Genomic DNA, 23549 nt, shown 5'->3' on the forward strand with positions numbered 1-23549 from the left:
AATGACTATTGTTGAGTTTTTTATTTTATGACTGCTGTCAATTTTTTTTCATATTGTTCAGTCACTATATGAGTGATATCTCAGGGATATGAAATAAGTCATATTATGAAAGTCTATTTTTGCAGGGCATATCTTTTATCTTATTTGACTATTTTGATAATAAATAGAAATATTGTTTTTACTGTTGCTGTGTAAAATAACATCGATTAGAATCTGATTTTATATCATCAGTACGAATTTTTTCTTTTTTGTTTCAAAGGTTGATGGATAAGACTTCTCATGATTATGAATCTATAAAACGCTTTGTTCTGTCTTATTGTTTTTTATTATTTCAATTTTCAAGATTGATCATCTACTGAGGTCTTGTGTTATTTCAGTCGGGTTAAATGTCTCTTTGCTTCAACAGTGGTCATTTTATATCTGATTGATTTTATTATAACTAAATGTTGCATGTAATTATTTCGACGTGACTATCAATAAATTTAGGGTGTCTTTGTCTAAATAAGGAAATGAAATGAATATCTCTCAGCTAGTTGGTAATACACCTATCATTAAACTTCAAAGTTTAACGAAAAATTTATATGCCGATGTTTATGTTAAATTAGAATTTCTGAATCCTTGGGGATCAATCAAAGATAGAGCGGCGAAATCGATGATTGATGCAGCGATTGCAGATGGTTCAATTCAGCGTAATACGACGATTGTTGAAGCGACGACCGGGAATACGGGTATCTCTTTAGCCGGAATATGTGCATCGATGGGTCTGCCATTGATTATTGTCATGCCAGAATATGTTACCGAAGAGCGTAAAAAGCTTTTGGAGCTTCTGGGTGCTCAAATTGAGTTAACACCTGCTGAATTGAACTATCAAGGCGCTGTGTCTCGTGCCATTGAACTCGCGAGCCAGGAAAATTATTTCCTGGTTGATCAGGGAAATAATCAGAATAACCCATTGGCACATGTTCAGACGGCAAGAGAAATCATCGATTTCTTTGATGGTACGCCTGACATATTTATTGCCGGAGTGGGGACTGGCGGACATTGTAATGGCATCGGAAATACCCTCAAGCAGCATAATCAACAGACAAAAGTGATTGCCATCGAACCGAAAGGTGCAGCCGTACTTAGTGGCCAGACATCTTTCTCAGAAGTCAATTCGAATCATGGTGTTCTGGGGATCGGGCCGGGAATTATCGCGAAAACGGTCGATCGGGAAGTCATTGATGAAGTCTATGTGATCGAGGGCGATGATGCGATAACGATGACTCGAAAAGTGATAAGTGAGGAAGGACTATTACTGGGTATTTCATCAGGCGCGTCCATCCATTGCGCTCTAGAGCTGGCTGCCAGAAAAGAGAATGCAGGGAAAAAGATCTTAACCATTGCTGCGAGCCAAACTGAGCGATATCTGTCAACCGGGATTTGAGGTCAAGCAAATGAATTTAGGAATCATTGGCGGTGGGGCTGGGTGTATCTCTGTACTGATGCACTTACTTGAATTACCTCATGATATTTTCACAACAGTGAAAGTATTTAGTGGTGATCACAACCAGATCGGTTATGCCTACAAAGCGTCTCCAGAAGAATTTATTTTAAATACACGGCTGGACTCTCTGAAACAGTTTAATCATGTGATCGATATCTACGAGTGGTTATCTCATGCAGGTTATGACTATACGAAGAAAGACTTTATTCCCAGAGCGGTTTATGGTCGCTACCTCAAGCAAGTCAAAGACTTAATGATCACAACACTAGAATCAAGAGGGATTGCATTTGAATATTATCCTGAAGCCAGTGCAGTCAATGAGTATGGTGATATTGTTTGTCAGGGGATAAGGCATCAGGTTTCTGCGACGGTCGTGTCCATTGGGTTTGGCGGTGATCTCTTGAATGATGTGTTGTTTGATAAAATCAATGCTGTACCCAAAGGAGAAAAGATCGAAATATACGGTTCAGGGTTGAGTGCGATTGATATGATTCTCTTTGTGAGTGCGTATCGGCCAGATTTAACCATTGATTGTTTTTCTCTAACCGGTCGTTTCCCCAGAATCAGAAGTGATTTTACATCAGGTGGCCCTTCTCTGTTTGATGGTGTGGATATTGGGAATCTAACCGTTGATAAAATATTTTCCAGGTTTTTATCAACGTTCAAAAATACGCAGGAAAGAGAGATTGTCTTGAATGATCAGGTGACATTGTCTGAAGAACTACAATATGTCTCTGAGCACACTCCACTCTGGCAAGAGATGATTTATAATGCGACGTCTAAGTATGTTGATGTGTATGCACAACTTGCGAATGACTGTAAAAAGCGTTTACATGAAAATCGAGCGAATATTATCAATACACGTGCGATGTTTCCGCATGTCAATGCCTCGAAGTTAGTGAACCTGATAGACCAGGGGCAACTTCGGATGTGTAAGAAACCTTTCGATATTTTGACGGCAGGAAAATATGCACTGATGGGCTTTAATGCTTTTGAATCCCCTGAGTTCATCTCAAATAGCAAATTGCCAAAGCATTTTATTTCTGGAATTGAGGTCGATGCCAATTGTCGAGTGAAAGACGAGCGAAATATTTATATTTTAGGACCAATGGTGAACGGATGTCGGTTTTTTACGGAAGCGACATCACTCACAGTAAGAGATGCTGAACTCGTTGTCAGGGAAATATATCGCTCGGAAAAAGGAAAAAACCGTGTTTATACAGGATGTGAATAGATTCAGGAATCTTCTGAAGGGTGTGAAGACAATTGATATCGTATCGTTCGGGAGTGTTATTTCTCCGGAATATTTGATTCAACTGATCAACTTCACAGCCTGGAATGGCCGATACGCCGAGAAATATGGTTTTATTGGCGCATCATTGCCGGGGGCTGGCTGGCAGGGTGGTTTGAATACTTTGCTTCAGGGAAACAATGTTGACTGGGTAATCGGTGGGTATTTTGGCGCAACGCGCCAAATTAACTGTAGTTTAGCGCTTGAAAGAGGCGAGGTTCATAACTTGCCTCAGGGGGTGCTTGCCAAGTTAATGAGTGAACCCAATCGGCAATATTCAACGAACATTGGGATGGGGACGTTTATTGATCCATCTGTAAAAGGAAGCTGTATTAGTCCCGGTGCACCGTTTAACTTTATGCCTGTGGTCAACACAGGCAATTTTCTAACGTATACACTCCCTGAGAGCGATCTGGTCATCATGCGGGGTGCCGGCTTCACTCAAAGTGGAGATATTGTTCTTGAAACGCAGCCTATCGATTTAGATTTAGAATCTGTGATACGATGCGCCTTATCGAATCAGACAAAGATAGCGATTCAAGTGCCGGATCGGATTGTCAATGACCCGGAGAAAGTTTGTTCGAGAGATTTGTTTGATGAAGTCTTTATTGCCCCTGATGCTTTCCATAAAGTGAGTTATTTACCGGGCAGATATCATCTGAATGATGAAAATCTTTATCGGCACTGTCTGGATTCAGCTTCAATCAGTCGCCAGCTCGCGCAGCGTATTACGGCCCATGAACGGCTCATTATTGGCATCGGATTACCTGTGCCGGCAGTGAATCAGGTTCATCAATATACTGACTGTCAGTTTGATGCACTTATTGAATCAGGTGTTGCGGGTGGGGTGCTCTACGACGGTGATGGATTTGGGATGAGCCGTGGTGGGAAAAAAAGATACACACAAAACGAGATCTTTCAGAAAATCTGGGATGGCGAAATTGACCACGCCGTGCTTGGTTTGGGTGAAGTTGACCGATTCGGACGAGTCAATATCGCAAAACTGGGAGAAACATTCTTTGGCGTTGGTGGCTTTATTGATATTTCTCAGTCCATACAAAAAATAACCTTTTGTTATCGGAATAAGTTCGAAACAGACCGACTTGAGCGGGTGTGTTTTACTCCCCGGCAACATCAGGATATCTGTTATATAAGGAGTGATGTGTGACAGAGTGGTTACCGTTATTAGTGTCCTTTACAACGCTGCTGTTGGTTGGTGTGATGAGCCCGGGTCCGGCGTTCTTTGTAACCACCCATAGTGCGCTGACTTTTTCAAGAAAAGAAGCCTTTGCGAGCGTTTTAGGGATTGCAACCGGCAACCTTATTTTTGCATCGCTTTCCGTACTGGGGTTTTCTGCATTGTCACAAAATAGTTCGCTCATGAATGTGATTCACATTTTTGGCGGATGTTACCTGTTGTACCTGGCATTTAAGTTGTCAACGGCGCAGCCTGTTCAGGCGCACGCGGTGTCGGAACAGGGAGATCAGCGCTGTGGATTCCTGTCCGGGTGTATGGTTCAGTTATCGAATCCGAAAGCATTTTTGTTCATCAGCAGTGCCGTTTCTTTTGCTGTGCAGAAAAACCATGAACCCCATTTTTATTTTCTGGTGGCCATGGTTACTTTTCTGGTCAGTGCTGGTTGGTATGGTTTTATCTGCTCGGTGGTGAGTCTTCGGTTTTTCAGAGAAGCTTTGCGCCCCAAACTGCATTGGTTCTGTCGGTGTTCAGCGTTAGTCATTTTATATATGGCCTACAGAATGTTCCTCCAGGTGTTTGCAAGCTAAAAATGACTACGAGAAACGCGGTTTATTTTTCAATAGAATCAGGGCAGGTCTTTCAGGATCTGCCCTGAATGTTTCTGATATCCGGTTAACATGCATCAAATACAATGCTTGTGCCGTAGCTGCCGTTCACTTTTATCTGGGTGTCTGGTGATACGGATAACCGGGTGCCGGCAGACTGCTGACCTGTCACTGATTTCGCATGGCATAACGAAGCACTTGCACCCATCCCCAGTGCGACGTTTGCATTGTTGATACGCAAAGGCTGCAATGCCTGGGTAAGTGTCGCACCCATCGCGAGGTCGAGGTTCAGGGTCTCTGTCTCGCCACTGAGCGTTAGTTTACTGCCCATGCGACCGATGGCCGCGAAGCTGTCTTTGGCAAGGGCGCAACCCTCTACATCGGCTTGAATGCCAAATCTGGCTTCCAGTTTGTGAAGCGGCTGCGCGGTGTAGATATGAAGTGTGAGTGGCTCAATCTCTTCCCAGCCCCCTTCAGATTCATTGCTGATCTGGATTGCACCCTGTCGATCCCGGACTTGCATTTGATCCAGTACCTTGCTGTCACCGGTGGCCTCAAGATAGTTTCGATCACTGCAATGTACGTTGACTGCCATCCCTTTCTCGACCGTGAGTGTATCGAAATTGCTGAGTGGCAGCGTTCGGGTTTGCTCATCTGCGAAGCTGAAGGGAATACCACCGATGATGCCGGAGAAAAGCACAATACCAGTGAGGGAAGCGGGAAGGATTACTTTTTTGGCTGTCTGATTCATCAGGCGTCACATCCGTTTGAAGTTAAGTGAGATGGAATAATCAATATACGTGCCAACGTTCATCAAAACGTGAAAGACCAGATGTGATGTGCCTTTGAAGAGAATTGAAGCGCGAACAGCTTGTTCTTTTCAAAGGACATCCTTCGTCATAAAAACGAACAGGTGGCGAATTTAGCCACCTGTTTTATCAATGTCGAAGATGCAGAAGTTGTCTATTTTCCTGACTACATCAACTTTCCTGACTACATCAACGGACTCACGGTGAAACTGATATTGCGGATAACACCATGATCCGGTGCCAGTTGCCAGTCTGGATCTGACATGAAGCGCAATGCTGAAAACCGAATGCCGTCGGCATCCTGCAGGGTCCAGGTCATGGCTTTGTCACTGCCGGTGAAGCTGAGCACCAGATGTCCGTTGGCCTGAATCACCCAACTGAATGCTTCTGTGACCGGCTGGTCCGTTCCCGGTGTTACATAAGCACCATTGCCTGAGAGCAATCCATCGCCGTTGGTTGCGGGTACACCTGAAAACTCCAGGCTGTGACCATTATCCATCAGCAGTTTTGTATTGGTCAGCAGCGCGGCGGTGAAACGTAATGGTGTTGTCGTCCACGGTGTGCCGCAATCCGTCAGCGCTTGCTCGTATTCCGCAGGAGTCGCGCCATTGTCGGTCGGGCTTTGCGTGCTGTCATTCCAGCCGGTATTGAAGTCATCACATTGAGACAGCAAATCACCGGGTAACGCATGTTGTACCAGCGAACCTGAACTGATAGCGCCCTGTTCAGCCGTAATGCCACTTGGAGTGCCGTTTTTCACCCAGAGGGTATTTTGAGTAAAGACTTTCCAGCTGGTTTCCTGATTGGCTTCGTCTTCACCGAGGATGGCAAAGGTCTGGACCCAACTGCTCGCATTTGGCGTATCGCTACCAACAATCACCAGTTGGTTATTTTCCACTTCCCATTGATAGGTTTGATAGCCGCCGTTTCTGAAACGGTATCCAAAGCCCTGATTTTCACCGTCGGTGGTCAGGAAGGTATAACGCGTGGTCAGATCCCCGCCGGGTTGACCCCACAGGAAAGAACGACTGGCCACAAGATCGGCTGTGAATGGGATGTCGCCCCCTGAAGTGTTTTGTTTGCAGGTTTCAATGGCTGCGGCAAATTGTGCTTGGGTTGCCGCCGTGGTGGGGGCATCGCCTGTGAACGCAGAATCGTCTGTGGTACAGGGGGACAGCACTGCACTGGCCGCTGGTGCAGGATCGGTGGACTGCCGGTAATCCAGACTCCGCATCTGCGAGATCGCTTGCGTATCGACCACGCCATTCCCCTGACTGGAAAATTCTGAGTACACAACGAAGGCATTGGTTTCGCTGTTCTTATTGAGCAGTGCCCAGACTTCAGCGTCGTCATTGCTGTGGAAAATCTTCACCATGCCGGGGGCGAAGCCGTTTCTGTCGTTGCTGGTAGTGATCTGCCAGTTGAAGCTTCCCACGACCTGACCGTTCTGATAGCGAACGCCTGTCCCGTTTGTTGCAAATTCAAAGGCCTCACTGCCGCCGGTTCCGGTCACATGGCTGCGGCGCAGCGTTGCCAGTGCCTGTACGTCTGCAATGCCGAGTGGCAGATAGCCCCCGCATTGCAGGATGACGTTGTGGACAGAGCTGGCATCCATCTCAAATGTGGTTGAGGTGATGGCATCAAACTGGCAGTTTGATTTTGCTGCGTCCATCGGGTCTTCGTCGTAGCTGTCGCTGACACCATCGTTATCATTGTCCGGATCGGCATTATCGCCCTGACCATCGCCGTCGGTATCGACGGTTTCACTGTTATCGTTCGGGAACTGGTCGTCTTTGTCGTTGACACCGTCACCATCGGTGTCCGCATTGAACGGGTCGGTGTTGAGGGTGCCTTCTTCGGCATCGGTCAGACCATCATTGTCATCGTCGGGATCGGCATTATCGCCGATGCCGTCAAAGTCGTAATCGGCATTTTCAGAGGCGTCATTCGGGAAGGGGTCAGCGGCATCAATCACGCCATCTCCGTCGGTGTCAGTGCTCAGTGCGTTATCATCCACGATCACAGGCTGGCTATCGCTGTCTAACACAATGCGACCGTGCGCATCTCTGACCAGATGGTGATGGGTATCTAACTGCTTCAGGGCATCGCGTAAGCGCCGGAATTCAACCAGTGGCGCGGTCACATCGGAACCGCTGGTCAGTTCCTGTTCCGGCAGGATCCCCAACATCACAATGGCGCGGGCTTTTACGGCAACATCAGCCAGCCCGTTGGCAATGTAATCGCCCATGACCTGACTCGAGTTAATGCCCAGTGACTGTGCGACAGCGGCGATCGCAGTCGATTCTCCCAGTCCTTCAAACATATAGAGATGGACAAGGCTGGTCAGCGGGGTCACTGTGGTATGGCCTGCCGGGGCAGACATCAGGAAACCTTGGCTGACCGGGCTGCCTGGCTGATCCTGATCGACGGTCTGTCCCGGAATCGCGAGGACAAATGCGGCATACTGCGACGGGTTTTCCAGTCCATTGAGGGAGATGGAAGCCAGGCCAGACCCATTGGTCACCCCTTTGCGATCACCGGTTTCAAAGAGGAAGTTCTCACCAATATCCACCCAGGCCCGGGCATTGGAGAGATAGCCGTCAATCGCGGTAATAGAATAGGTAGAAATCGTTTTTACTGGCGTGGCAGGTGCTTTGGCGTCTCCGCCACAACCGGCCAGCAGGCTGATCCCGATCAGCCCGCAAGCGCACTCCCATGATTTGTTCATCATGTTCAGCCCCTAAAATCAGATAAGACCACACACCGCGGTCAATGAAGTTGCAGGGCTGGAATCACACAGCCCAGCTTTTTATCGTGCTCTGAGTGTTAGCTTAGTGTTGCCCAGCTTGGCCTTCATTCAGGCCGGAGAAAATGATTGTCACGCAACTGAGAATTGGCATGTTTAGAAATCGTCGTTCATTGGAATTCTGGTATAAGCTGATGAAAGTCATCATAAATCACAGGGAGTGTTCTGCTCATGGCGACAAGTTTTTTTGCTTCGGTGCTAGCGTTGTGGCTGTGCTGGTTGTCAATACAGGTGATCAAGGCGCGCCGGCGTCACCAGATTGGCTATGGAGACGGGGAAGGGAAAGCCAAAGATCTGCAACTGGCCTGTTCAGCGCAGTCAAATGCAGTGAATTATATTCCAATTGCATTGATCTTACTTTTCTTGCTGGAAGAAAGCGGCGGGGCAGATTGGCTGATTGTTATCGCAGGGCTGGTGTTCACCGCCGGACGGGTGATTCATGGCCGGGGAATTCTGGCAGACAGCTTAAAAGGCCGGGTGCTGGGCATGCAACTGACCCTCTGGCCAATTATCGCACTGGCGGTACTGAACTTGCTGTTTCTCATGTTTGGCTGAAAGAAATGTTTGTCAGGAGAGAAACGGCAGCCTTTCGGCTGCTGTTTCGTGCTCAGGCGAAATACAGCACCCCCAGTGATGCCAGCCGGCTTGCCCCAGTTACTTCGGGCAGGTTGCTCGGCAGGTTATGTATACGACGCTGCGCCAGCCAGGCAAACGCCATGGCTTCCATGTAATCACTGTCGATGCCTTTGTCACTGGTGGTGGATACCTGCCAGTCGCTGAGTAATGCGGTCAGGCGTTCCATCAGAAGCGGATTTCGGGCACCACCCCCACAGACCAGCAGGGTCGGTTGTGGCCCGGACTGAAAGGACAGGACATCCCGGGCAATGGTTGTCGCCGTGAATTCGCACAGGGTGCGCTGCACATCTTCAGGTTTGAGTGTCTGGTTAGCTAAGTGTTGTGTCATCCAGGGCAGGTTAAACAGCTCCCGGCCGGTGCTCTTCGGGGCTGAACGGGCAAAATACGGATCTTGCAGCAAGGTGCTCAGTAAGGTTTGGCACACTTTTCCCCGTCTGGCGAAATCGCCGTCCTGATCAAACTTGTGGCCGGTATGCTGCTGACACCAGGCATCCATCAGCATGTTGCCGGGGCCGGTATCAAAGCCAATCACTGGCTGCTCCGGGCGGATCACGGAAATGTTGGCGATACCACCGATATTCAGGATCACGACACTGGAGTCGGATGACTGAAAAATGGTTTTGTGGAACGCGGGCACCAGTGGTGCGCCCTGACCGCCGAGCGCCATGTCCTTGCGGCGGAAGTCGGCCACGGTATCGATCCCGGTTTTGGTTGCGATGATATTGGCATCGCCTAATTGCATGGTGAAGGGCGCATCTCCGGATGGCTGGTGGAATACCGTCTGACCATGGTTGCCAATGGCCCGGATTTGTCCGGCGTTATAGCCGGATTTTTCCAGCAGCGTATTCACTGCATCGGCAAACAGGTGCCCGAGTAAATGATCCAGTTCACTCACTTCAATCAGGTTGGTTTGCTGGCCGAGGCACACATCCAGTAAGCGCTGTTTCAAGTCAGCAGGCATGGGAAAATCATCATGGGCCAACAATTCAAGGTGATGCCCATCGATTGCAACCAACGCTGTATCTACACCATCCATACTGGTACCGGACATCACGCCTATATATAACTCCCGGCTCATGATTTTGCTCCTGCCGTTATGACCCAATTCTGGCCATGACGGTATCACGATTTGGTCTCGAATGGTGTGCGGTTTTTCTCCGGTCGTGAAATCCAACGCTGCTGCAATGCCTCGGGAATCAAACGAAAGTTGAGAACTGGTGCCTTCATGGCTAGGCTTGCAGTTAAGTGTCCGAAAATTCTCAATAAAAGTGATGGGACGTTCGTGCGTATCTGTTACGTCTTGGGTGTTCTGGCTCGTGATATCAATGATCAGGAAGTGTTATGTCCGATTTTTGGCAAAAAAATCTGTCTGCGGCGAAATTTTTCAGGCAGAAATTACATCGTCACCCTGAACTGGGGTGGCAGGAACATCAAACGGCGGCTGCCATCCGGGATCGGCTCACGGCGCTGGGGATCGACTGGCGCCCGTGTGCGAAAACCGGCACGCTTGCCCAGATTCCATCGCTTCATCCGGATGGCTGCCATATTGCGCTGCGCGGCGACATTGATGCGCTGCCGATTGCAGAAGACAGCGGACGCAGCTGGTCTTCCCAACATCCGGGCTGTATGCATGCCTGCGGTCATGATGGTCATACCGCAGCCCTGATGGCAACCGCGGCTTGGCTGAAAGCCCATGAAGATCAACTCAAAGGGCCGGTGACCTTATTATTTCAGCCTGCAGAGGAAGGCGGACACGGGGCGCGGGAAATGATCGCCGATGGCGCGCTGGCGGGTGTGGACGAAATATATGGCTGGCATAACTGGCCAGCCATTCCCTTCGGGAAAATGATTTGCCCGGATCATTTAGTCATGTGTGGCAACGGAACCTTTTCCGTGACGGTCAAAGGGCGGGGGGGACATGCCAGCCAGCCGGAACTCTGTGCCGATCCAGTGCTGGCGGCTTCGGCAATGACACTGAATCTGCAACAGATTATCAGTCGTCGTCTGCCGCCCCAGCATGCCGCGGTGGTGAGTGTGACATCTATTGAGGCAGCCAGCGGTCTGACCGTGATTCCACAACAGGCTGTGCTGAGTGGCAGTATTCGCGTGCCGGATGACGATACCAAAACTCGGATCAATCAATGGATTGAAGAAATTTGTCATCATACGGCGTTGAGTTATGGCGTGACGTGTGAGGTGGTGATCCGACCGCGCTACAGCGCCACTATCAACCATGCGAAACAGGCGGATAAAGCCCGTCGGGCCTGGCTGGCAGATGAGGAACAGCAGCTTGATCATGCGATATCTCTGCCGATCATGGCCTCGGAAGATTTCAGTGATTACCTGCAACAGCGGCCGGGTGCGTTTGCTTTGATCGGCGCAGATGACGGCGATCGGACGCATCAGTACCCTTGCCACAGTCCGCACTACGATTTTAATGATCGGTTACTCGAAAAAGTGGTTCGATGGTACGCCCGGCTTGCGGGGGCGCCATTACCGAACTACACCCAGTAAGAGCAGGTAAAAAAAGTTCAAGGGCTGTTGACTGTTGGTTGAGCAATGGGCAGAGCGCAATAGCCTCTTCATACGAGACAGTTCATACGAGAAGTTCACACCAGACAATTCACTCCAGACAATCTGACCGCACAAGGAGATGTACGATGAGCATTTTTGAACAGCGCGAATCCGAAATCCGGGCTTACTGCCGAGTCTACCCCACCGTGTTTGACACGGCTTTGAATGCCAGGCAGACAGATGAGAATGGTAAAGAATATATCGACTTTTTTGCTGGGGCGGGGGTGTTGAACTTTGGCCATAACAATGAACGGATGAAACAGGCCGTCATTGATTATTTGCAGCGAAATGGCGTGACGCACAGCCTGGACATGCATACCTGCGCCAAACGCGATTTCATGGCGCGTTTTTCCCGAATCATTCTTGAACCGCGCAACATGCCACACAAAATGCAGTTTATGGGGCCAACTGGCACCAACGCAGTTGAAGCCGCCCTGAAACTGGCCCGGCGTGCCACGGGGCGACATGAGGTCGTTGCCTTCCACCATGGCTTCCACGGCATGACACTTGGTTCACTGGCATGCACTGCGAATCAGTATTTCAGGGGCGCAGCCGGGGTGCCATTGTCTCATGTCTCTCATGCTGCGTTTGGCGCTGAAGGCGCTTCAGCGGAAACTGCGATGCAGGCTTTAAAACTATTGGCAGAAAGCTACAGCGATGGTTCTAGCGGGGTGACTGCTCCGGCTGCGTTTCTGGTTGAAGTGGTGCAGGCCGAGGGTGGGGTGAATATTGCTGACAGAACCTGGCTGCAGGCACTGGCATCACTGGCGAAGTCGGTCGGTGCACTCTTGATTGTGGATGATATTCAGTCGGGGATGGGTCGAACCGGCTCATTCTTCAGCTTCGATGATTACGGCATTGACCCGGATATCATCTGTCTGGCGAAAGGGTTAGGCGGGCTGGGAACACCGATTGCGATGAATCTGGTGAAGCCTGAGTATGATCGGCATTGGTCACCGGGGGAGCACACCGGGACTTTCCGCGGACAATGCTTGTCTTTCGTAGCCGGCAGTGAAGCGCTGAGCTATTTCGAGGACAGATATTTCGAGGACAGGCACCTGATGGCGGAAGTGAAAGAGAAAGGAGCCCTCATGCAGTCTGCTCTGGCAATTTTGACGGATCATGACGTTGTTGAGATTCGCGGCAAAGGAATGCTGTTCGGCGTCGACGTCGGAGATGGTGAGCGGGCGAAAACGATTGTCAGCCGCTGCTTTGAGGCTGGGTTGCTGGTTTCAGCCTGTGGCAGCGGAGGCCGGGTGATTAAGCTGATCCCGCCATTAACGATACCGGAAGCGGATCTCAAGGCCGGGCTTGCGATTCTGGTCGCCGTAACTCAAGACGTCCTTGGGGAGGTGGCATGAAAAAACGCGACGATATGACGTTCCCTTTTGAGGAATACGAACGCCGCCTGAGTGAGCTTCGTCTGCGGATTGCGCAGCGGCATTTGGATGCGGTGGTGATCACTGATCCGGAAAACATTATGTATCTTACGGATTACCAGACCACCGGCTATTCGTTTTTTCAGGCGTTGGTGGTGCCGTTAGAAGATGAGCCGTTTATGATCACCCGGGCAATGGAGGAGTCGAATGTCTTCGCCCGAACCTGGATCGAGCGTACCCGGCCTTATCCGGATACCGGTGATGCGATTCAGATGCTGGTGGACGCATTGCGTGAGTTTGGGTTGTCCCGCAAACGGATTGGCTATGAACGGAACAGTTATTTTTTCCCGGCTTATCAGCAGGACACCATTCATACCACATTGACCGAAGCCAAATTGCTGGACTGTTTCGGCATTGTCGAGCAGGGGCGGATTTGCAAATCACCGGTAGAAATTGCGCTGATGCGTAAAGCTGCGATTGCCACGGAAGCTGGCATGAAAGCGGGGATTGAGGCTTGCCGGGCTGGCGTCACGGAAAATGAGATAGGTGCAGCCATCAGTGCAGCCATGTTTAAAGCAGGCGGCGAAGCGCCGGCTGTGATGCCTTATGTGACTTCCGGTCCACGGACCATGATTGGGCATGCGACCTGGGAAGGCCGGGTCGTCAATCCCGGAGATCATGTTTTTCTTGAGATTGCCGGTTGTTATCGCCGATATCACACCGCCATGATGCGAACGGTGATTTTAGGGGAACTGACGGACTCGATGTTCAAGGCGCAGGAACTGATGAAGCAGGCGTTGCATGCATTGCATGATCAGATCCAGCCCGGCATGACCGTTTCGGATGCGGATAATCTGATTCGCAATATCATTTCCCAGAATGACGTGGGTGCCCGGTTGATTACACGGTCCGGCTATTCCATTGGAATTGCCTTTCCGCCCAGTTGGGATGAAGGCTACATTGTCAGCCTGAAACAGGGGGTATCCACGGTGCTGGAAGAAGGGATGACTTTTCATATTATCCCCTGGATGTGGGGGGTAGATGGCGATAAAACCTGCGGTATATCCGACACCATTTATATCACTGCGGATGGATGCGAGTCCTTTTTCACTTTGCCCAAAGACTTCACAGTGATGCCGGAGCAGGACAAAACGGCCCGGCAGGATGAGTCATCGGCAGCTTTGCCCGTGCAGAAAGCGAACTCGACTGAAAAAGCCGCTTTGGTCGAAAATACAACGTCGATCGAAAAAGCCCGCAAAGGCAAGTCTCAGCAGGCAAACAGATAAGGAGGAGCGTGCGATGTCACTAAAAGCAATCAATCCTGCCAATGGCACACTGATTGAGGAATATTCCACGCTGAAAGCTGATGAGATGGCGAAATCCATCGCAGCAGCAACGGCGGCTCAGGCAGACTGGCGGCGTTTATCTTTTGCGGAGCGGGCAGCCGTCCTGCGCCGGGTGGCAGAACAGTTACGTGAACATCAAGTCCGGTTGAGCGAGCTCATGACTCAGGAAATGGGGAAGCCCGTGAAAGAAGCCGGGCCGGAAGTGGAAAAGGCGGCCTGGTGTGCAGAGCATTATGCAGAACATGCTCAAGCGTATCTGGCCGATCAACCGATCAAGTCTGAAGCGTCACACAGTTACGTCTGTTATCAGCCCTTAGGGACCGTGTTGGGCATCTTGCCGTGGAATGCCCCCTTGTGGCTGGCTTTCCGGTTTCTGGCACCCGCGCTGATGGCAGGCAATACCTGCGTGATGAAGCATGATCCGCATGTGCCGGGCTGTGCCCGGGCCATTGCAGAGATGTTTTCGCGGGCGGGCGCGCCGGAAAATATCATGATAAACCTGCCGATTGAAAATGATCTGATTGAGCAGGCGATTGCGCATCCCGGGATCGCAGCCGTTTCGTTCACGGGATCGGATCGGACGGGAGCCAAAGTCGCCGCAATGGCTGCAAGCCTGATCAAACCAGCAGTGCTGGAACTGGGCGGTTCAGACCCTTGTGTTGTGCTCGCTGATGCGGATTTGGAAACTGCCGCGGATATCGCGACTCTTTCTCGAATCATTAATGCGGGTCAATCCTGTATTGCCGCGAAACGGATTATTGTTGAAGCGCCAGTCTATGAAATCTTTGTGCAGTTGGTTGAGCGAAGACTGACCTTGCTCAAGGTGGGAAATCCAGCGTCGCCTGAGACAGATGTTGGCCCGCTTGCACTGGAAGATCTGCGCCAGAACCTGCACCGGCAGGTTGAAGAAACGATTGCGGCCGGTGCACGTTGTCTGATGGGGGGACAGCCTGATACGGGCATGGGATATTTTTATCCCGTGACTTTACTGGCTGATGTCACGCCTGAGATGACAGCTTTTCGTGAAGAGACTTTTGGCCCTGTAATGGTGCTGATTAAAGCCAACGATGCGGATCACGCGTTGCTTTTAGCCAACGACACAAAGTATGGGCTTGGCGCCAGCGTGTGGACGACGAATCCGGCCCAGGCACAGCGGTTCATTCGTGAACTGCAGGCAGGTCAGGTGGCTGTGAATGGGATTGTGAAAACAGATCCCCGTTTGCCCAGTGGCGGTGTGAAACGTTCAGGTTATGGCCGGGAATTGGGGCCGCAGGGTATCCATGAATTTGTGAATGCCAAACAAGTCTGGGTGAAGTGATTTCAGGTGGAGGATGTTTCTTTTCAGGTGACTGAAGTGCTTGAGAAGGGAATATCCGAATTGAAACATTTGTAAGAATCGTAACCTGTTTCAAAGAAAATGAAACAGGTTACACTCGCTTTGAGAGACAGCTATCAGATGTGCTATTTTCCATCAGAAAAACTACCCATGTGGTTTTTCTCGACTATTTTTAACGTGAACCTGAGGTTTAATGGGAAATAAAAATCTGTTCTTAAAGAGAATAGGTTCAATATCATCTTATTAACAGGGTTTGTTAATAAATTTTAAAACAATATCAATTGGTTAGGTTTAAAAAGGAAAATTCAATGTCTAGTTATAACTTGAATATTAATATCGACAGCAATGACGTCAGAATTATCAATCAATCTCAGCAAAAAATTGTTTTAGTGAAAACCGTTGGTGGTTCATCAGGTTCTAAAGTTGCTTGGGTAACATTCTCTCCTTTTGAACATAACGAAGTCTCTTGGACTGAACAATATGGTGTTTATGCGTCCAGCACTCAGGTTCAGAATGGTGCCGAGATTTATAAAACATCAGCAGTGAACCCTGCAACGTCAGAAGTGGTTTATCCGTTTGAAAATGGTACTTTTGGCAGCCCACAAAGCGGCGGTCAAACCAACTCATATGGTATTTCAAACCAGTATTCACAGGGCTTTACTTTTGGTCTCGCTCAGTCTGTCACGGCGAACGGCAACGTTTATGATGCGAGCCCATTGAATGCGGTGCCTGTGTTGTCGAAACAAAATGCGATCTTTACACCGGTCGAAAAACTGGAAGTTTATCTGCAGGCGAATTTTAATAACGGTGTTGTGATTAGTCAGGTTTCCAGCAGCGCGTTAGCTCTGGATTTCACGAACAACAGCAATATTACGATTCGTTATGATGCAACATTAGGCAAATTTGTGATTGCTTAATTCGGAGAAGGCAAGGTTGTATAACCTTGCCTTATATTGATGACTCAGAGAAAATTAACTGTTCATATCCCCCAGGAAAACCTTTCTGATTTATTTCATCAGCAGTTAAATATCGTACTTGTCCAAAGTATTTCTGTTGAAGGGAATAGCAACAATACCTATGTGGCTTGGTCTGTAACTTTACCCGCTGAAAATAAAGTATTCACATGGGAAGATTGTTGTGAGTTATATGTCTCTCCTGTGCCGAATGATAATGGCTGTGTGATCAGTGCTTTTAGTAAAATACCCTGTTCACCGGGTCTGAAATATACATCAGAATATAACGGGTTTTCACCGCAGACAGAGACTATTTCCAGTTCAGAGTATGGTGTTTCGAATCGTAATAGCCAGGCTCAATTAACATTTGGGTTATTTCAATCTGTATCTGTGGATGGGAACAGCGCGTTGACCTCTCCAGTCAATGCGGTCACAGTCCCCAGAAATTTGAATACGCTCTTTTCCGAGCCTGAAAATGTTTACATCTTACTGGCATCAAATCTTGTGAGTGGTGAGATTTTTTACTTGCCGGATTTGGAAGTGGATCTCATGTCAGCATTGGCCCTGACCTATGATGAATGTCTTGCATTCTGTTCGCAAACAAGTGACTTTGTGGCATTGAATGCGAGTACTTACTTTACTGATGAGAGAACACATCGGGTTTATTCTCGCGCAACCTTACTGGACTTCAGTCAAACGAACCAGATTCAGGTTCAGTATTTTTCTGAGCTGGGGAAATTCGTCGTCATGAGCTAATTGGAAACCAGCGCCAAATCTTACTGTTTAGTTATTGCTGCTGAGTTTTAGCTTCTTGGTTTTAGCTGCTTGGTCTTTAGTAGCTGATTTTTAGTGGCGAAATTTTGCAGTTTCAGGTCTTTTCGCTTCAGTTTTTTATCAAAAAAGTCTGTCATGGAAGTACTCAGGACCCCATCCAAGCGATTGCCCACAAGCCCACGAAAGGCCAGCAAAACCGCGGTGAAAGCCAAGGTGCCCTTCGTGCTGGATAAAACTGGATCAAATGGATGGCGCGTGAGGTGAAGGGGGGCAATGAGCCCACCCAAAGTTATTTGCAATAAAAAGCTTATACGTCGTAAAACGTTATTCGCAGTAATATGCCTCAACCGTGCCTTTGGATTTGATCAACAGCGGCTGGCCGCGGCGGTCTAATGCTTTTGGTGAAGCCGTTTTGATCCAGCCTTCACTGATGCAGTACTCTTCGACATCGGTACGCTCTTTCCCATTAAAGCGAATGCCGATGTGGTGTTTGAGCACTTCTTCAGCGTAATGTGGGCTGCGAGGGTCGATAGAAAGTCTGTCTGGCAATGCAGGTTTGTCGGTCATGTTGTCCATAAGAAATCTTCAATTAAAAAAGCGTGCTGTATTGTAGGGAATCCTGCTTTTTCGCTCAATAGAGCCCGTTGTATATTTCCTGTTTTTGCTAGGTTCGGAAGTCTGCGCCATGGCTTTCAGCAAAGTCGCCGGCAAGACAATGTGTCTGGCATTCGGGGGGGAATGAATGCCAGACGGGTCAGGTTGTTGTGATGGCCGGACTGTTCAGCTGATGCAGTGGTGCGAGTGCATTGAAGAAACGGTTAAGTCGCTTCTGCTTCCTGAATTTGCTGTTGCTGTTGGCGTGATGAGCAACTGTAGAGGTAACCTGCAATCATCAGCACAAAAGCAGTCGACAGGAAGAGTGCCGGGCCACCATACCAGGACAGAATGATTCCACCAGCCAGCGGCGAAAGACTGACCCCAATGGATGTCAGGTTACCGGCACCAAAATAGGCACCCCGCAGATGATCCGGCGCCGCGCGGTCGATCAGCAGATTGAAGGTCGGGAACAGAACCACTTCCCCAATACTTAGCACAAAGGTAGCGGCCAGCCAGTACCAGTCGGGTGAATCCAGCGGGAACATGGCATACATGATAAAAGCAACGGCAAACAATGTGACACCTAAATAGACCCGTCGGTATAACGACCAGGAACTCAGGAGTTTCAGCAAGGGAAATTGCAAAAGCACAATGACACTGGCATTGACCGTGATCATCTGGGTGTACAGGTCAACCACTCGATCACCCAGCGCGTTCAGATACTGAACCAGTGATGTTTCCTGATGCAGGTAGGCATACATCACCAGGGTATTGGCCAGAATCAGGATCATAAACGCCTTATCTTTTGCCAGAACCTGCAGGGTTTCACCGAAGTTCTGACTGTTTTTGGGCGGTTGCGGTGTATTGCGGATTTGCCAGAAGGCGATGATAAAGCAGGCGCAGTAAATCAGATAGCCCAGTGCGACCAGATAAAAGGAGGACTGCACGCCGGTAAAACCCAGCTGTAAACCGAGCAAAGGCCCAAATGCTGCGCCCAGGTTGATACAGTAATAACGAACCTGATGGGCCATCTCCCGTACCGGGATGTCTGGCAGTAAATCCGAGATCATGGCTCGGGCCGGAGGCTCAAGCATGGCCCGGCTGATCCCGGCCATTAATGCGCCGGCAGCATACAGCCAGCTTTGGTCGGCTTCAGCCAGAATGACAAAGGTTGCGACATGCGCCAGACAGCTGATAATCAGCAGGTTTTTCCTGCCCAGTTTGTCAGAAAGATAACCCACATACAAAGCTACAATCGCGCCACCTAAGGCTGCCAGGCTCATAATGGTGCCGATTTCAATTTCAGAAAGTCCGAAATTGCGGTGCAGCATGACCGCCATATAGGGCCAGACCATGAAAAAAGAAGCGCGGGTCAGCAGTGTGCCGATCAATACAGCCCAGATCGGAGCAGAGAAACGACGTAAGTGAGACAACTCCATGTCTTTCATTTTCCTTTGAACTTTCCGGATATGCAGTCTGTCACAGAGACAGGATATTGTCTGCAACTATTTTTATCAGTAAGCATATTCTCCGCTTGTTCGATTTATTCGAATTACTTACTCAAATCCGGGCTGTGTTGTTTGTCTTTTTCTGCCACTACACTTGCTCTCAGTCGAGTGAAACAGCAAAGCGACTGAACTTTTCGGTGCTTTCGATATCTTTGAACTTGAACCTAACTTTTATTGAAACTTTTTGAGGAAATTGATGATGTCTTTCATGAAACGCTTACTCACTTCTGTTGACAGTTTTGCACCTCTGGCACTGCGTGTGCCAGCCGGGATTATCTTTATGGCCCATGGTGCTCAGAAACTTTTCGGCGCGTTTGGGGGCTATGGCCTGGAAGGAACCGGACAGTGGATGGCATCCATCGGTTTGGAACCTGGCGTGCTGATGGCATTCATGGCAGGTAGCGCAGAGTTTTTTGGCGGTCTGTGTATCCTGCTGGGTTTACTGACACGTCCTGCGGCAGCGGCTCTGGCTGTCACCATGGTTGTTGCGATTGTCAGTGTTCACTTACCGAATGGTCTGTTTATGTCGAACGGCGGTTATGAGTTCGGTCTGGCACTGCTGGCGATTGTGGTCTCTCTGGCTGTCTCTGGTGCCGGTAAATTGTCTGCAGACAGCCTGCTGGCAAAACGCTTTCAGTAAGCGCGCATTGTAAAGAAAACCTGTATTCAGATTTGATGAATGAGGCGTGACATTATGCTGGAAATCAGACGCGCTGCAGACCGCGGAAGCGCATCGTTCGGCTGGCTCAACAGTCGTCATACGTTCTCTTTTGGTCATTATTACGATCCGAAACAGATGGGGTTCTCAGCACTTCGGGTCATTAACGATGATACCGTGCGTCCGGGAGCCGGGTTTGAGACGCATGGTCATCAGGACATGGAAATCATCAGTTATGTGCTGGAAGGCGAAATCGCCCACAAAGACAGTGCAGGTAATATCAAACGCCTGCCTGCCGGTGAATTTCAGCTGATGTCAGCCGGGAAAGGGATCTATCACAGCGAGTTTAATGCGTCTCAGGAAGCGGACCTGAAATTTCTGCAAATCTGGATCCAACCGAATCAGTTCGGTGGTGAGCCAGGATATCAGCAGAAAGATTTTGGTCAGCAGGATGGCTTAACCCCTGTGATCACACCAACAGGTGAAAACGGCACACTGTTGATGAAACAGGATGCTCGTCTCAGCCAGCTGATTCTGCCCGTGGGTGAATCTCTGACGATATCGCAGCAGATTGGACGTCGATTCTACATTCATCTGATTCACGGCACCTTGACGGTAGACACTGAAAGTTTAGCGCCGGGCGATGGCCTGAAAGTGGAACAGTTACACGAGCTGACTGTATCCAATTCTGGTGAAGTTCCGGTCACAGCATTGGTGTTTGATTTACCCTAAAGGTCTGTTAGAGGTTTTCCCCTCAGTCAAGATTGCTTACACTTGACCTCAGCCCGGCCACATCATGTGGCCGGTTTGATGAGAACCTGAGGAGAACAAATGACAACAGCGAAAATAGGGATTGTAACCGTCAGTGATCGTGCAAGTGCTGGCGTGTACGAAGATATTTCCGGTCAGGCTATCATTGAGACACTGAACGACTATCTGACGTCACCCTGGGAACCGGTTTACGAAGTGATCCCGGATGAACGTGATGTTATTGAAGCGACGCTGATCCGAATGGCCGACGAAGAAGAATGCTGCCTCATTGTGACCACGGGTGGGACAGGTCCAGCCAAACGTGATGTGACACCGGAAGCGACGGAAGCCGTTTGTGATCGGATGATGCCGGGTTTTGGTGAACTGATGCGTGCCGAGTCACTGAAGTTTGTACCGACAGCGATTCTTTCCCGCCAGACGGCTGGCCTGCGCGACGATACCCTGATTGTGAATTTGCCGGGTAAGCCGAAGTCGATTCGTGAATGTCTGGATGCAGTTTTCCCTGCGATTCCGTACTGTATTGATCTGATGGAAGGTCCGTATCTGGAAAATAATGAGTCTGTCATTCACGTTTTCCGCCCGAAACAGAAATAACGCTAAATTTCATTTCCCTGCTGGCGTTCCACCACAGTGGGGAAAATCTCTCCAACACAAGCCTCTCGCAATCTACACTTTAAACAATTACCTATGTGTCGCGCGAAGAGGTCAATGCATGGAAAGCTTCATCCGAACCCTGCCGAAAGTTGAACTACACGTCCATATTGAAGGAACGTTAGAGCCTGAACTGATGTTTCAGCTCGCCCAGAGAAATCAAATTGCGTTGCCGTACGACAGCGTTGAAGCGGCAAGAAAGGCTTATCAGTTTACCGATCTGCAATCGTTTCTGGATGTGTACTACCTTGGAGCACAGGTATTGCAGACAGAACAGGATTTTTATGATTTAACCTGGGCTTATCTGCTGCGTTGTCAGCAGGATCATGTCATGCACACTGAGATCTTTTTCGATCCGCAAACACACACACAACGTGGGGTCGCCTTTCAGACGGTGATGGCGGGGATCATCCGGGCGCTGGCTGATGGGGAGCAAAAATTAGAGATTTCCAGCCGGCTCATTCTGTGTTTTTTACGCCATTTAAGCGAAGAAGCTGCTTTTGAAACGCTGGCACAAGCGATGTCTTATCAGGAATATATTGTCGGGGTCGGGTTAGACTCGTCTGAAAAAGGGCATCCGCCGGAGAAATTTCGCCGGGTGTTTGAGCAAGCGCTTCATGCTGGATTTCTGACCGTCGCCCATGCTGGTGAGGAGGGGCCGGCCAGCAACATCCGTGATGCGATATCAATGTTACGTGTCTCCCGGATTGATCACGGAGTGCAATGTAGCCAGGACCCTGAGTTGGTACAGGAGTTGGCCGACATTCAGATGCCGTTGACCGTGTGCCCGCTGTCGAATATCAAACTCAGGGTGTTTGAGCGCATGGCCGATCATAATCTTGTGGATTTGTTGCGGCATGGGCTGTGCGTCACGATTAACTCGGACGATCCCGCTTACTTTGGCGGCTATATGACAGATAACTTTCTGGCGGTTGCCCATGCTTTTGCGGTGACGAAAGAGGAAATGGCGGCGTTCAGTGCTCATGCTATCCGGGCAAGCTTTCTGCCGGATGAAGAGAAAGCAAAACTGCAACAGCGTCTGGATCATTACCTGCAGGTACAGCTTCATCCGATTTTGTAAAACGGGTCTGCCAAGCGGGTAAAAAACGGGTAAAAAAAACGCCTGTCAAATCAATGACAGGCGGGGGAAATAAATATACTCGAGCGACCTGAGGCGCGGGGTTAAAGGCTGAAAGCCAGTCCGCAGCGACGCCAATGGTGAGAGTATATAAAGGAACAACATACTTGGTTAAAGCGTAGGCGGTATTATAGGGATGATTAAAAAACGTGCAACGATCTATTTTGTAAAATATGTATGGCTAATTGTTAAACCAATAATTTATCAAAAGCTTAACCAGGAAAAAATTTTCGATCAATATCACTGAAAGTGAAATGATCGTTTCTAATATGATGATTTGAAATTAGTTATTTTTCATCAGTTCAATGTTTTAGCTTCTGCATGAGCAAATCATGTTGGAAAAAACATTCCTTTATCTGTTTTTTCCGGGAAAAACTCGACGAAGCCAGCAATAAATTGCTTTGTGAAAGCCAGACGTTGTTCTCGTTCGATCGTTTTGCGCTGATTGGCGCTGTGCCAAGTCCTTCCCGTGATAATAAGCCTGCATGAACTGGCGACGTTTTTGCTCGGCACGACTGTGGCTCAGGCCAGTCTTTTCTTCAGGAAACAGTAATGCCACGGTCGATGCTGCATGCTCAGCCACATAACTGAACGCCATGTTTTGATTGCCAAGCACCAGCATCCACAATCGGGTAATCAGGATGCAGTCGGTTTGGTGCTGATTGGTAAAACGAGTGGCATGATTGGTGCCAAGCGTCTGAACAAAAAGCGTTTGCATGGCTTCACTTTTGCCTGCGGTTTGCTGAAGTTGTTCTAATGCAGCAAGATGTGTTTTTGTCATGAGTCCGAGCAGCAGATCGGTGTCGTTTTTGTCTGGTCGCATTGCCTGAATACGGGCAAATTCAGCATCAAGATGGTCCAGAAGTGCTTTCAGGCTGTGGGTTTCTGTTGGCTCAAATGACAGGGTATGGATGCCCATCTCAGTCAGGTAGTGGCTTAGGGAAGGCAAAAGGGACTCCGGCATGCAGGATAGTGTCTGCCAGTATACTGGAATGACCGGGGATTGCTAAACTGATGATTATTTTACTAAGGT

General features: G+C 49.1%; 21 protein-coding genes. 15 read left to right on the forward strand and 6 right to left on the reverse strand.

Going from position 1 to position 23549, the window contains the following annotated elements; translation table 11 throughout:
- Window positions 1-514: 514 nt before the first annotated feature.
- Genes EA58_RS17250 through EA58_RS17265 form a run of 4 tightly spaced genes read left to right on the forward strand, consistent with a single transcriptional unit; the run spans window position 515 to window position 4562 of the window.
- Window positions 515-1426: a PLP-dependent cysteine synthase family protein gene (locus EA58_RS17250; RefSeq protein WP_036755728.1), complete on the forward strand. Its 912-nt coding sequence runs from the start codon at window positions 515-517 to the stop codon at window positions 1424-1426.
- Window positions 1427-1436: 10 nt separating this feature from the next.
- Window positions 1437-2720: an FAD/NAD(P)-binding protein gene (locus tag EA58_RS17255; protein ID WP_036755731.1), complete on the forward strand. Its 1284-nt coding sequence runs from the start codon at window positions 1437-1439 to the stop codon at window positions 2718-2720.
- 22 nt (window positions 2721-2742) lie between these two features.
- The gene (locus EA58_RS17260; protein ID WP_152548095.1) at window positions 2743-3945 is read left to right on the forward strand and encodes a propionate CoA-transferase; all 1203 of its coding nucleotides are present in this window, start codon (window positions 2743-2745) and stop codon (window positions 3943-3945) included.
- Window positions 3942-4562: a LysE family translocator gene (locus tag EA58_RS17265; RefSeq protein WP_036755736.1), complete on the forward strand. Its 621-nt coding sequence runs from the start codon at window positions 3942-3944 to the stop codon at window positions 4560-4562. The genes EA58_RS17260 and EA58_RS17265 overlap by 4 nt, the downstream gene beginning before the upstream one ends.
- Before the next feature lie 85 nt (window positions 4563-4647).
- Here the strand turns inward: EA58_RS17265 and EA58_RS17270 are convergent, their stop codons facing one another.
- Together EA58_RS17270 and EA58_RS17275 are read right to left on the reverse strand one after the other, a co-directional pair.
- Window positions 4648-5331, reverse strand: a complete 684-nt coding sequence (locus tag EA58_RS17270) for a GIN domain-containing protein (protein ID WP_036755738.1) — start codon at window positions 5329-5331, stop codon at window positions 4648-4650.
- Between the two features lie 242 nt (window positions 5332-5573).
- Window positions 5574-8120 carry a hypothetical protein gene (locus EA58_RS17275; protein WP_152548096.1) on the reverse strand — a complete coding sequence of 849 codons (2547 nt, stop codon included), beginning with the start codon at window positions 8118-8120 and terminating at the stop codon, window positions 5574-5576.
- A gap of 246 nt (window positions 8121-8366) precedes the next feature.
- Here EA58_RS17275 and EA58_RS17280 point away from each other — a divergent pair, with 246 nt between their 5' ends.
- A complete protein-coding gene (locus EA58_RS17280; protein ID WP_036755742.1) occupies window positions 8367-8750 on the forward strand; it encodes an MAPEG family protein in 384 nt (127 codons plus the stop codon).
- Window positions 8751-8802: 52 nt separating this feature from the next.
- Here the strand turns inward: EA58_RS17280 and EA58_RS17285 are convergent, their stop codons facing one another.
- On the reverse strand, window positions 8803-9912 hold the full coding sequence (locus EA58_RS17285) for an anhydro-N-acetylmuramic acid kinase (protein ID WP_036755828.1): 1110 nt from the start codon (window positions 9910-9912) through the stop codon (window positions 8803-8805).
- A gap of 260 nt (window positions 9913-10172) precedes the next feature.
- Between EA58_RS17285 and doeB2 the strand changes: the two genes are divergently transcribed.
- The 6 genes from doeB2 to EA58_RS17315 all read left to right on the forward strand — a co-directional run bounded on the left by doeB2 (window position 10173) and on the right by EA58_RS17315 (window position 17175).
- Complete coding sequence (gene doeB2, locus EA58_RS17290) at window positions 10173-11345, forward strand: N(2)-acetyl-L-2,4-diaminobutanoate deacetylase DoeB2 (RefSeq protein ID WP_036755744.1); 1173 nt, start codon at window positions 10173-10175, stop codon at window positions 11343-11345.
- 146 nt (window positions 11346-11491) lie between these two features.
- Entirely contained in the window at window positions 11492-12766 is a 1275-nt protein-coding gene (locus EA58_RS17295; protein WP_036755745.1) for an aspartate aminotransferase family protein, read from the forward strand.
- Complete coding sequence (gene doeA, locus EA58_RS17300) at window positions 12763-14070, forward strand: ectoine hydrolase (RefSeq protein WP_036755746.1); 1308 nt, start codon at window positions 12763-12765, stop codon at window positions 14068-14070. Before EA58_RS17295 ends, doeA begins: the two co-directional genes overlap by 4 nt.
- A 13-nt stretch (window positions 14071-14083) precedes the next feature.
- Entirely contained in the window at window positions 14084-15448 is a 1365-nt protein-coding gene (locus EA58_RS17305; protein WP_036755748.1) for an NAD-dependent succinate-semialdehyde dehydrogenase, read from the forward strand.
- A 326-nt stretch (window positions 15449-15774) separates the two neighbouring features.
- Window positions 15775-16383, forward strand: a complete 609-nt coding sequence (locus tag EA58_RS17310) for a hypothetical protein (protein ID WP_036755749.1) — start codon at window positions 15775-15777, stop codon at window positions 16381-16383.
- Between the two features lie 39 nt (window positions 16384-16422).
- Window positions 16423-17175 (forward strand): hypothetical protein, encoded by a 753-nt coding sequence (locus EA58_RS17315; protein WP_036755751.1) that lies wholly within the window; start codon window positions 16423-16425, stop codon window positions 17173-17175.
- 342 nt (window positions 17176-17517) lie between these two features.
- Here the strand turns inward: EA58_RS17315 and EA58_RS17325 are convergent, their stop codons facing one another.
- Window positions 17518-17769: a DUF3297 family protein gene (locus tag EA58_RS17325; RefSeq protein ID WP_036755755.1), complete on the reverse strand. Its 252-nt coding sequence runs from the start codon at window positions 17767-17769 to the stop codon at window positions 17518-17520.
- A 242-nt stretch (window positions 17770-18011) separates the two neighbouring features.
- Window positions 18012-19229: an MDR family MFS transporter gene (locus EA58_RS17330; RefSeq protein ID WP_161781073.1), complete on the reverse strand. Its 1218-nt coding sequence runs from the start codon at window positions 19227-19229 to the stop codon at window positions 18012-18014.
- 265 nt (window positions 19230-19494) lie between these two features.
- Here EA58_RS17330 and EA58_RS17335 point away from each other — a divergent pair, with 265 nt between their 5' ends.
- From EA58_RS17335 to EA58_RS17350, 4 genes are all read left to right on the forward strand, one after another.
- Window positions 19495-19938, forward strand: a complete 444-nt coding sequence (locus EA58_RS17335) for a DoxX family protein (protein WP_036755758.1) — start codon at window positions 19495-19497, stop codon at window positions 19936-19938.
- 54 nt (window positions 19939-19992) lie between these two features.
- Window positions 19993-20688 (forward strand): pirin family protein, encoded by a 696-nt coding sequence (locus EA58_RS17340; RefSeq protein WP_036755760.1) that lies wholly within the window; start codon window positions 19993-19995, stop codon window positions 20686-20688.
- Window positions 20689-20787: 99 nt separating this feature from the next.
- Window positions 20788-21321, forward strand: a complete 534-nt coding sequence (gene mog / locus EA58_RS17345; protein WP_036755763.1) for a molybdopterin adenylyltransferase — start codon at window positions 20788-20790, stop codon at window positions 21319-21321.
- 118 nt (window positions 21322-21439) lie between these two features.
- Window positions 21440-22459: an adenosine deaminase gene (locus EA58_RS17350; protein ID WP_036755766.1), complete on the forward strand. Its 1020-nt coding sequence runs from the start codon at window positions 21440-21442 to the stop codon at window positions 22457-22459.
- Window positions 22460-22868: 409 nt separating this feature from the next.
- On the opposite strand, the gene EA58_RS21110 is transcribed toward EA58_RS17350, so the two are convergent.
- Entirely contained in the window at window positions 22869-23465 is a 597-nt protein-coding gene (locus EA58_RS21110; RefSeq protein ID WP_152548097.1) for a hypothetical protein, read from the reverse strand.
- Window positions 23466-23549 lie beyond the last annotated feature (84 nt).

It is taken from the genome of Photobacterium galatheae (assembly GCF_000695255.1).
GTDB classification, from domain to species: Bacteria; Pseudomonadota; Gammaproteobacteria; order Enterobacterales; family Vibrionaceae; genus Photobacterium; species Photobacterium galatheae.

Excerpts from the sequence above, each read along its gene's own strand:
- EA58_RS17250 (WP_036755728.1), top strand. The coding sequence starts at position 515 with ATGAATATCTCTCAGCTAGTTGGTAATACACCTATCATTAAACTTCAA.
- EA58_RS17255 (WP_036755731.1), top strand. The coding sequence starts at position 1,437 with ATGAATTTAGGAATCATTGGCGGTGGGGCTGGGTGTATCTCTGTACTG.
- EA58_RS17270 (WP_036755738.1), bottom strand. The coding sequence starts at position 5,331 with ATGAATCAGACAGCCAAAAAAGTAATCCTTCCCGCTTCCCTCACTGGT.
- EA58_RS17275 (WP_152548096.1), bottom strand. The coding sequence starts at position 8,120 with ATGATGAACAAATCATGGGAGTGCGCTTGCGGGCTGATCGGGATCAGC.
- EA58_RS17280 (WP_036755742.1), top strand. The coding sequence starts at position 8,367 with ATGGCGACAAGTTTTTTTGCTTCGGTGCTAGCGTTGTGGCTGTGCTGG.
- doeB2 (WP_036755744.1), top strand. The coding sequence starts at position 10,173 with ATGTCCGATTTTTGGCAAAAAAATCTGTCTGCGGCGAAATTTTTCAGG.
- EA58_RS17295 (WP_036755745.1), top strand. The coding sequence starts at position 11,492 with ATGAGCATTTTTGAACAGCGCGAATCCGAAATCCGGGCTTACTGCCGA.
- doeA (WP_036755746.1), top strand. The coding sequence starts at position 12,763 with ATGAAAAAACGCGACGATATGACGTTCCCTTTTGAGGAATACGAACGC.
- EA58_RS17305 (WP_036755748.1), top strand. The coding sequence starts at position 14,084 with ATGTCACTAAAAGCAATCAATCCTGCCAATGGCACACTGATTGAGGAA.
- EA58_RS17310 (WP_036755749.1), top strand. The coding sequence starts at position 15,775 with ATGTCTAGTTATAACTTGAATATTAATATCGACAGCAATGACGTCAGA.
- EA58_RS17315 (WP_036755751.1), top strand. The coding sequence starts at position 16,423 with ATGACTCAGAGAAAATTAACTGTTCATATCCCCCAGGAAAACCTTTCT.
- EA58_RS17325 (WP_036755755.1), bottom strand. The coding sequence starts at position 17,769 with ATGGACAACATGACCGACAAACCTGCATTGCCAGACAGACTTTCTATC.
- EA58_RS17330 (WP_161781073.1), bottom strand. The coding sequence starts at position 19,229 with ATGGAGTTGTCTCACTTACGTCGTTTCTCTGCTCCGATCTGGGCTGTA.
- EA58_RS17335 (WP_036755758.1), top strand. The coding sequence starts at position 19,495 with ATGATGTCTTTCATGAAACGCTTACTCACTTCTGTTGACAGTTTTGCA.
- EA58_RS17340 (WP_036755760.1), top strand. The coding sequence starts at position 19,993 with ATGCTGGAAATCAGACGCGCTGCAGACCGCGGAAGCGCATCGTTCGGC.
- mog (WP_036755763.1), top strand. The coding sequence starts at position 20,788 with ATGACAACAGCGAAAATAGGGATTGTAACCGTCAGTGATCGTGCAAGT.
- EA58_RS17350 (WP_036755766.1), top strand. The coding sequence starts at position 21,440 with ATGGAAAGCTTCATCCGAACCCTGCCGAAAGTTGAACTACACGTCCAT.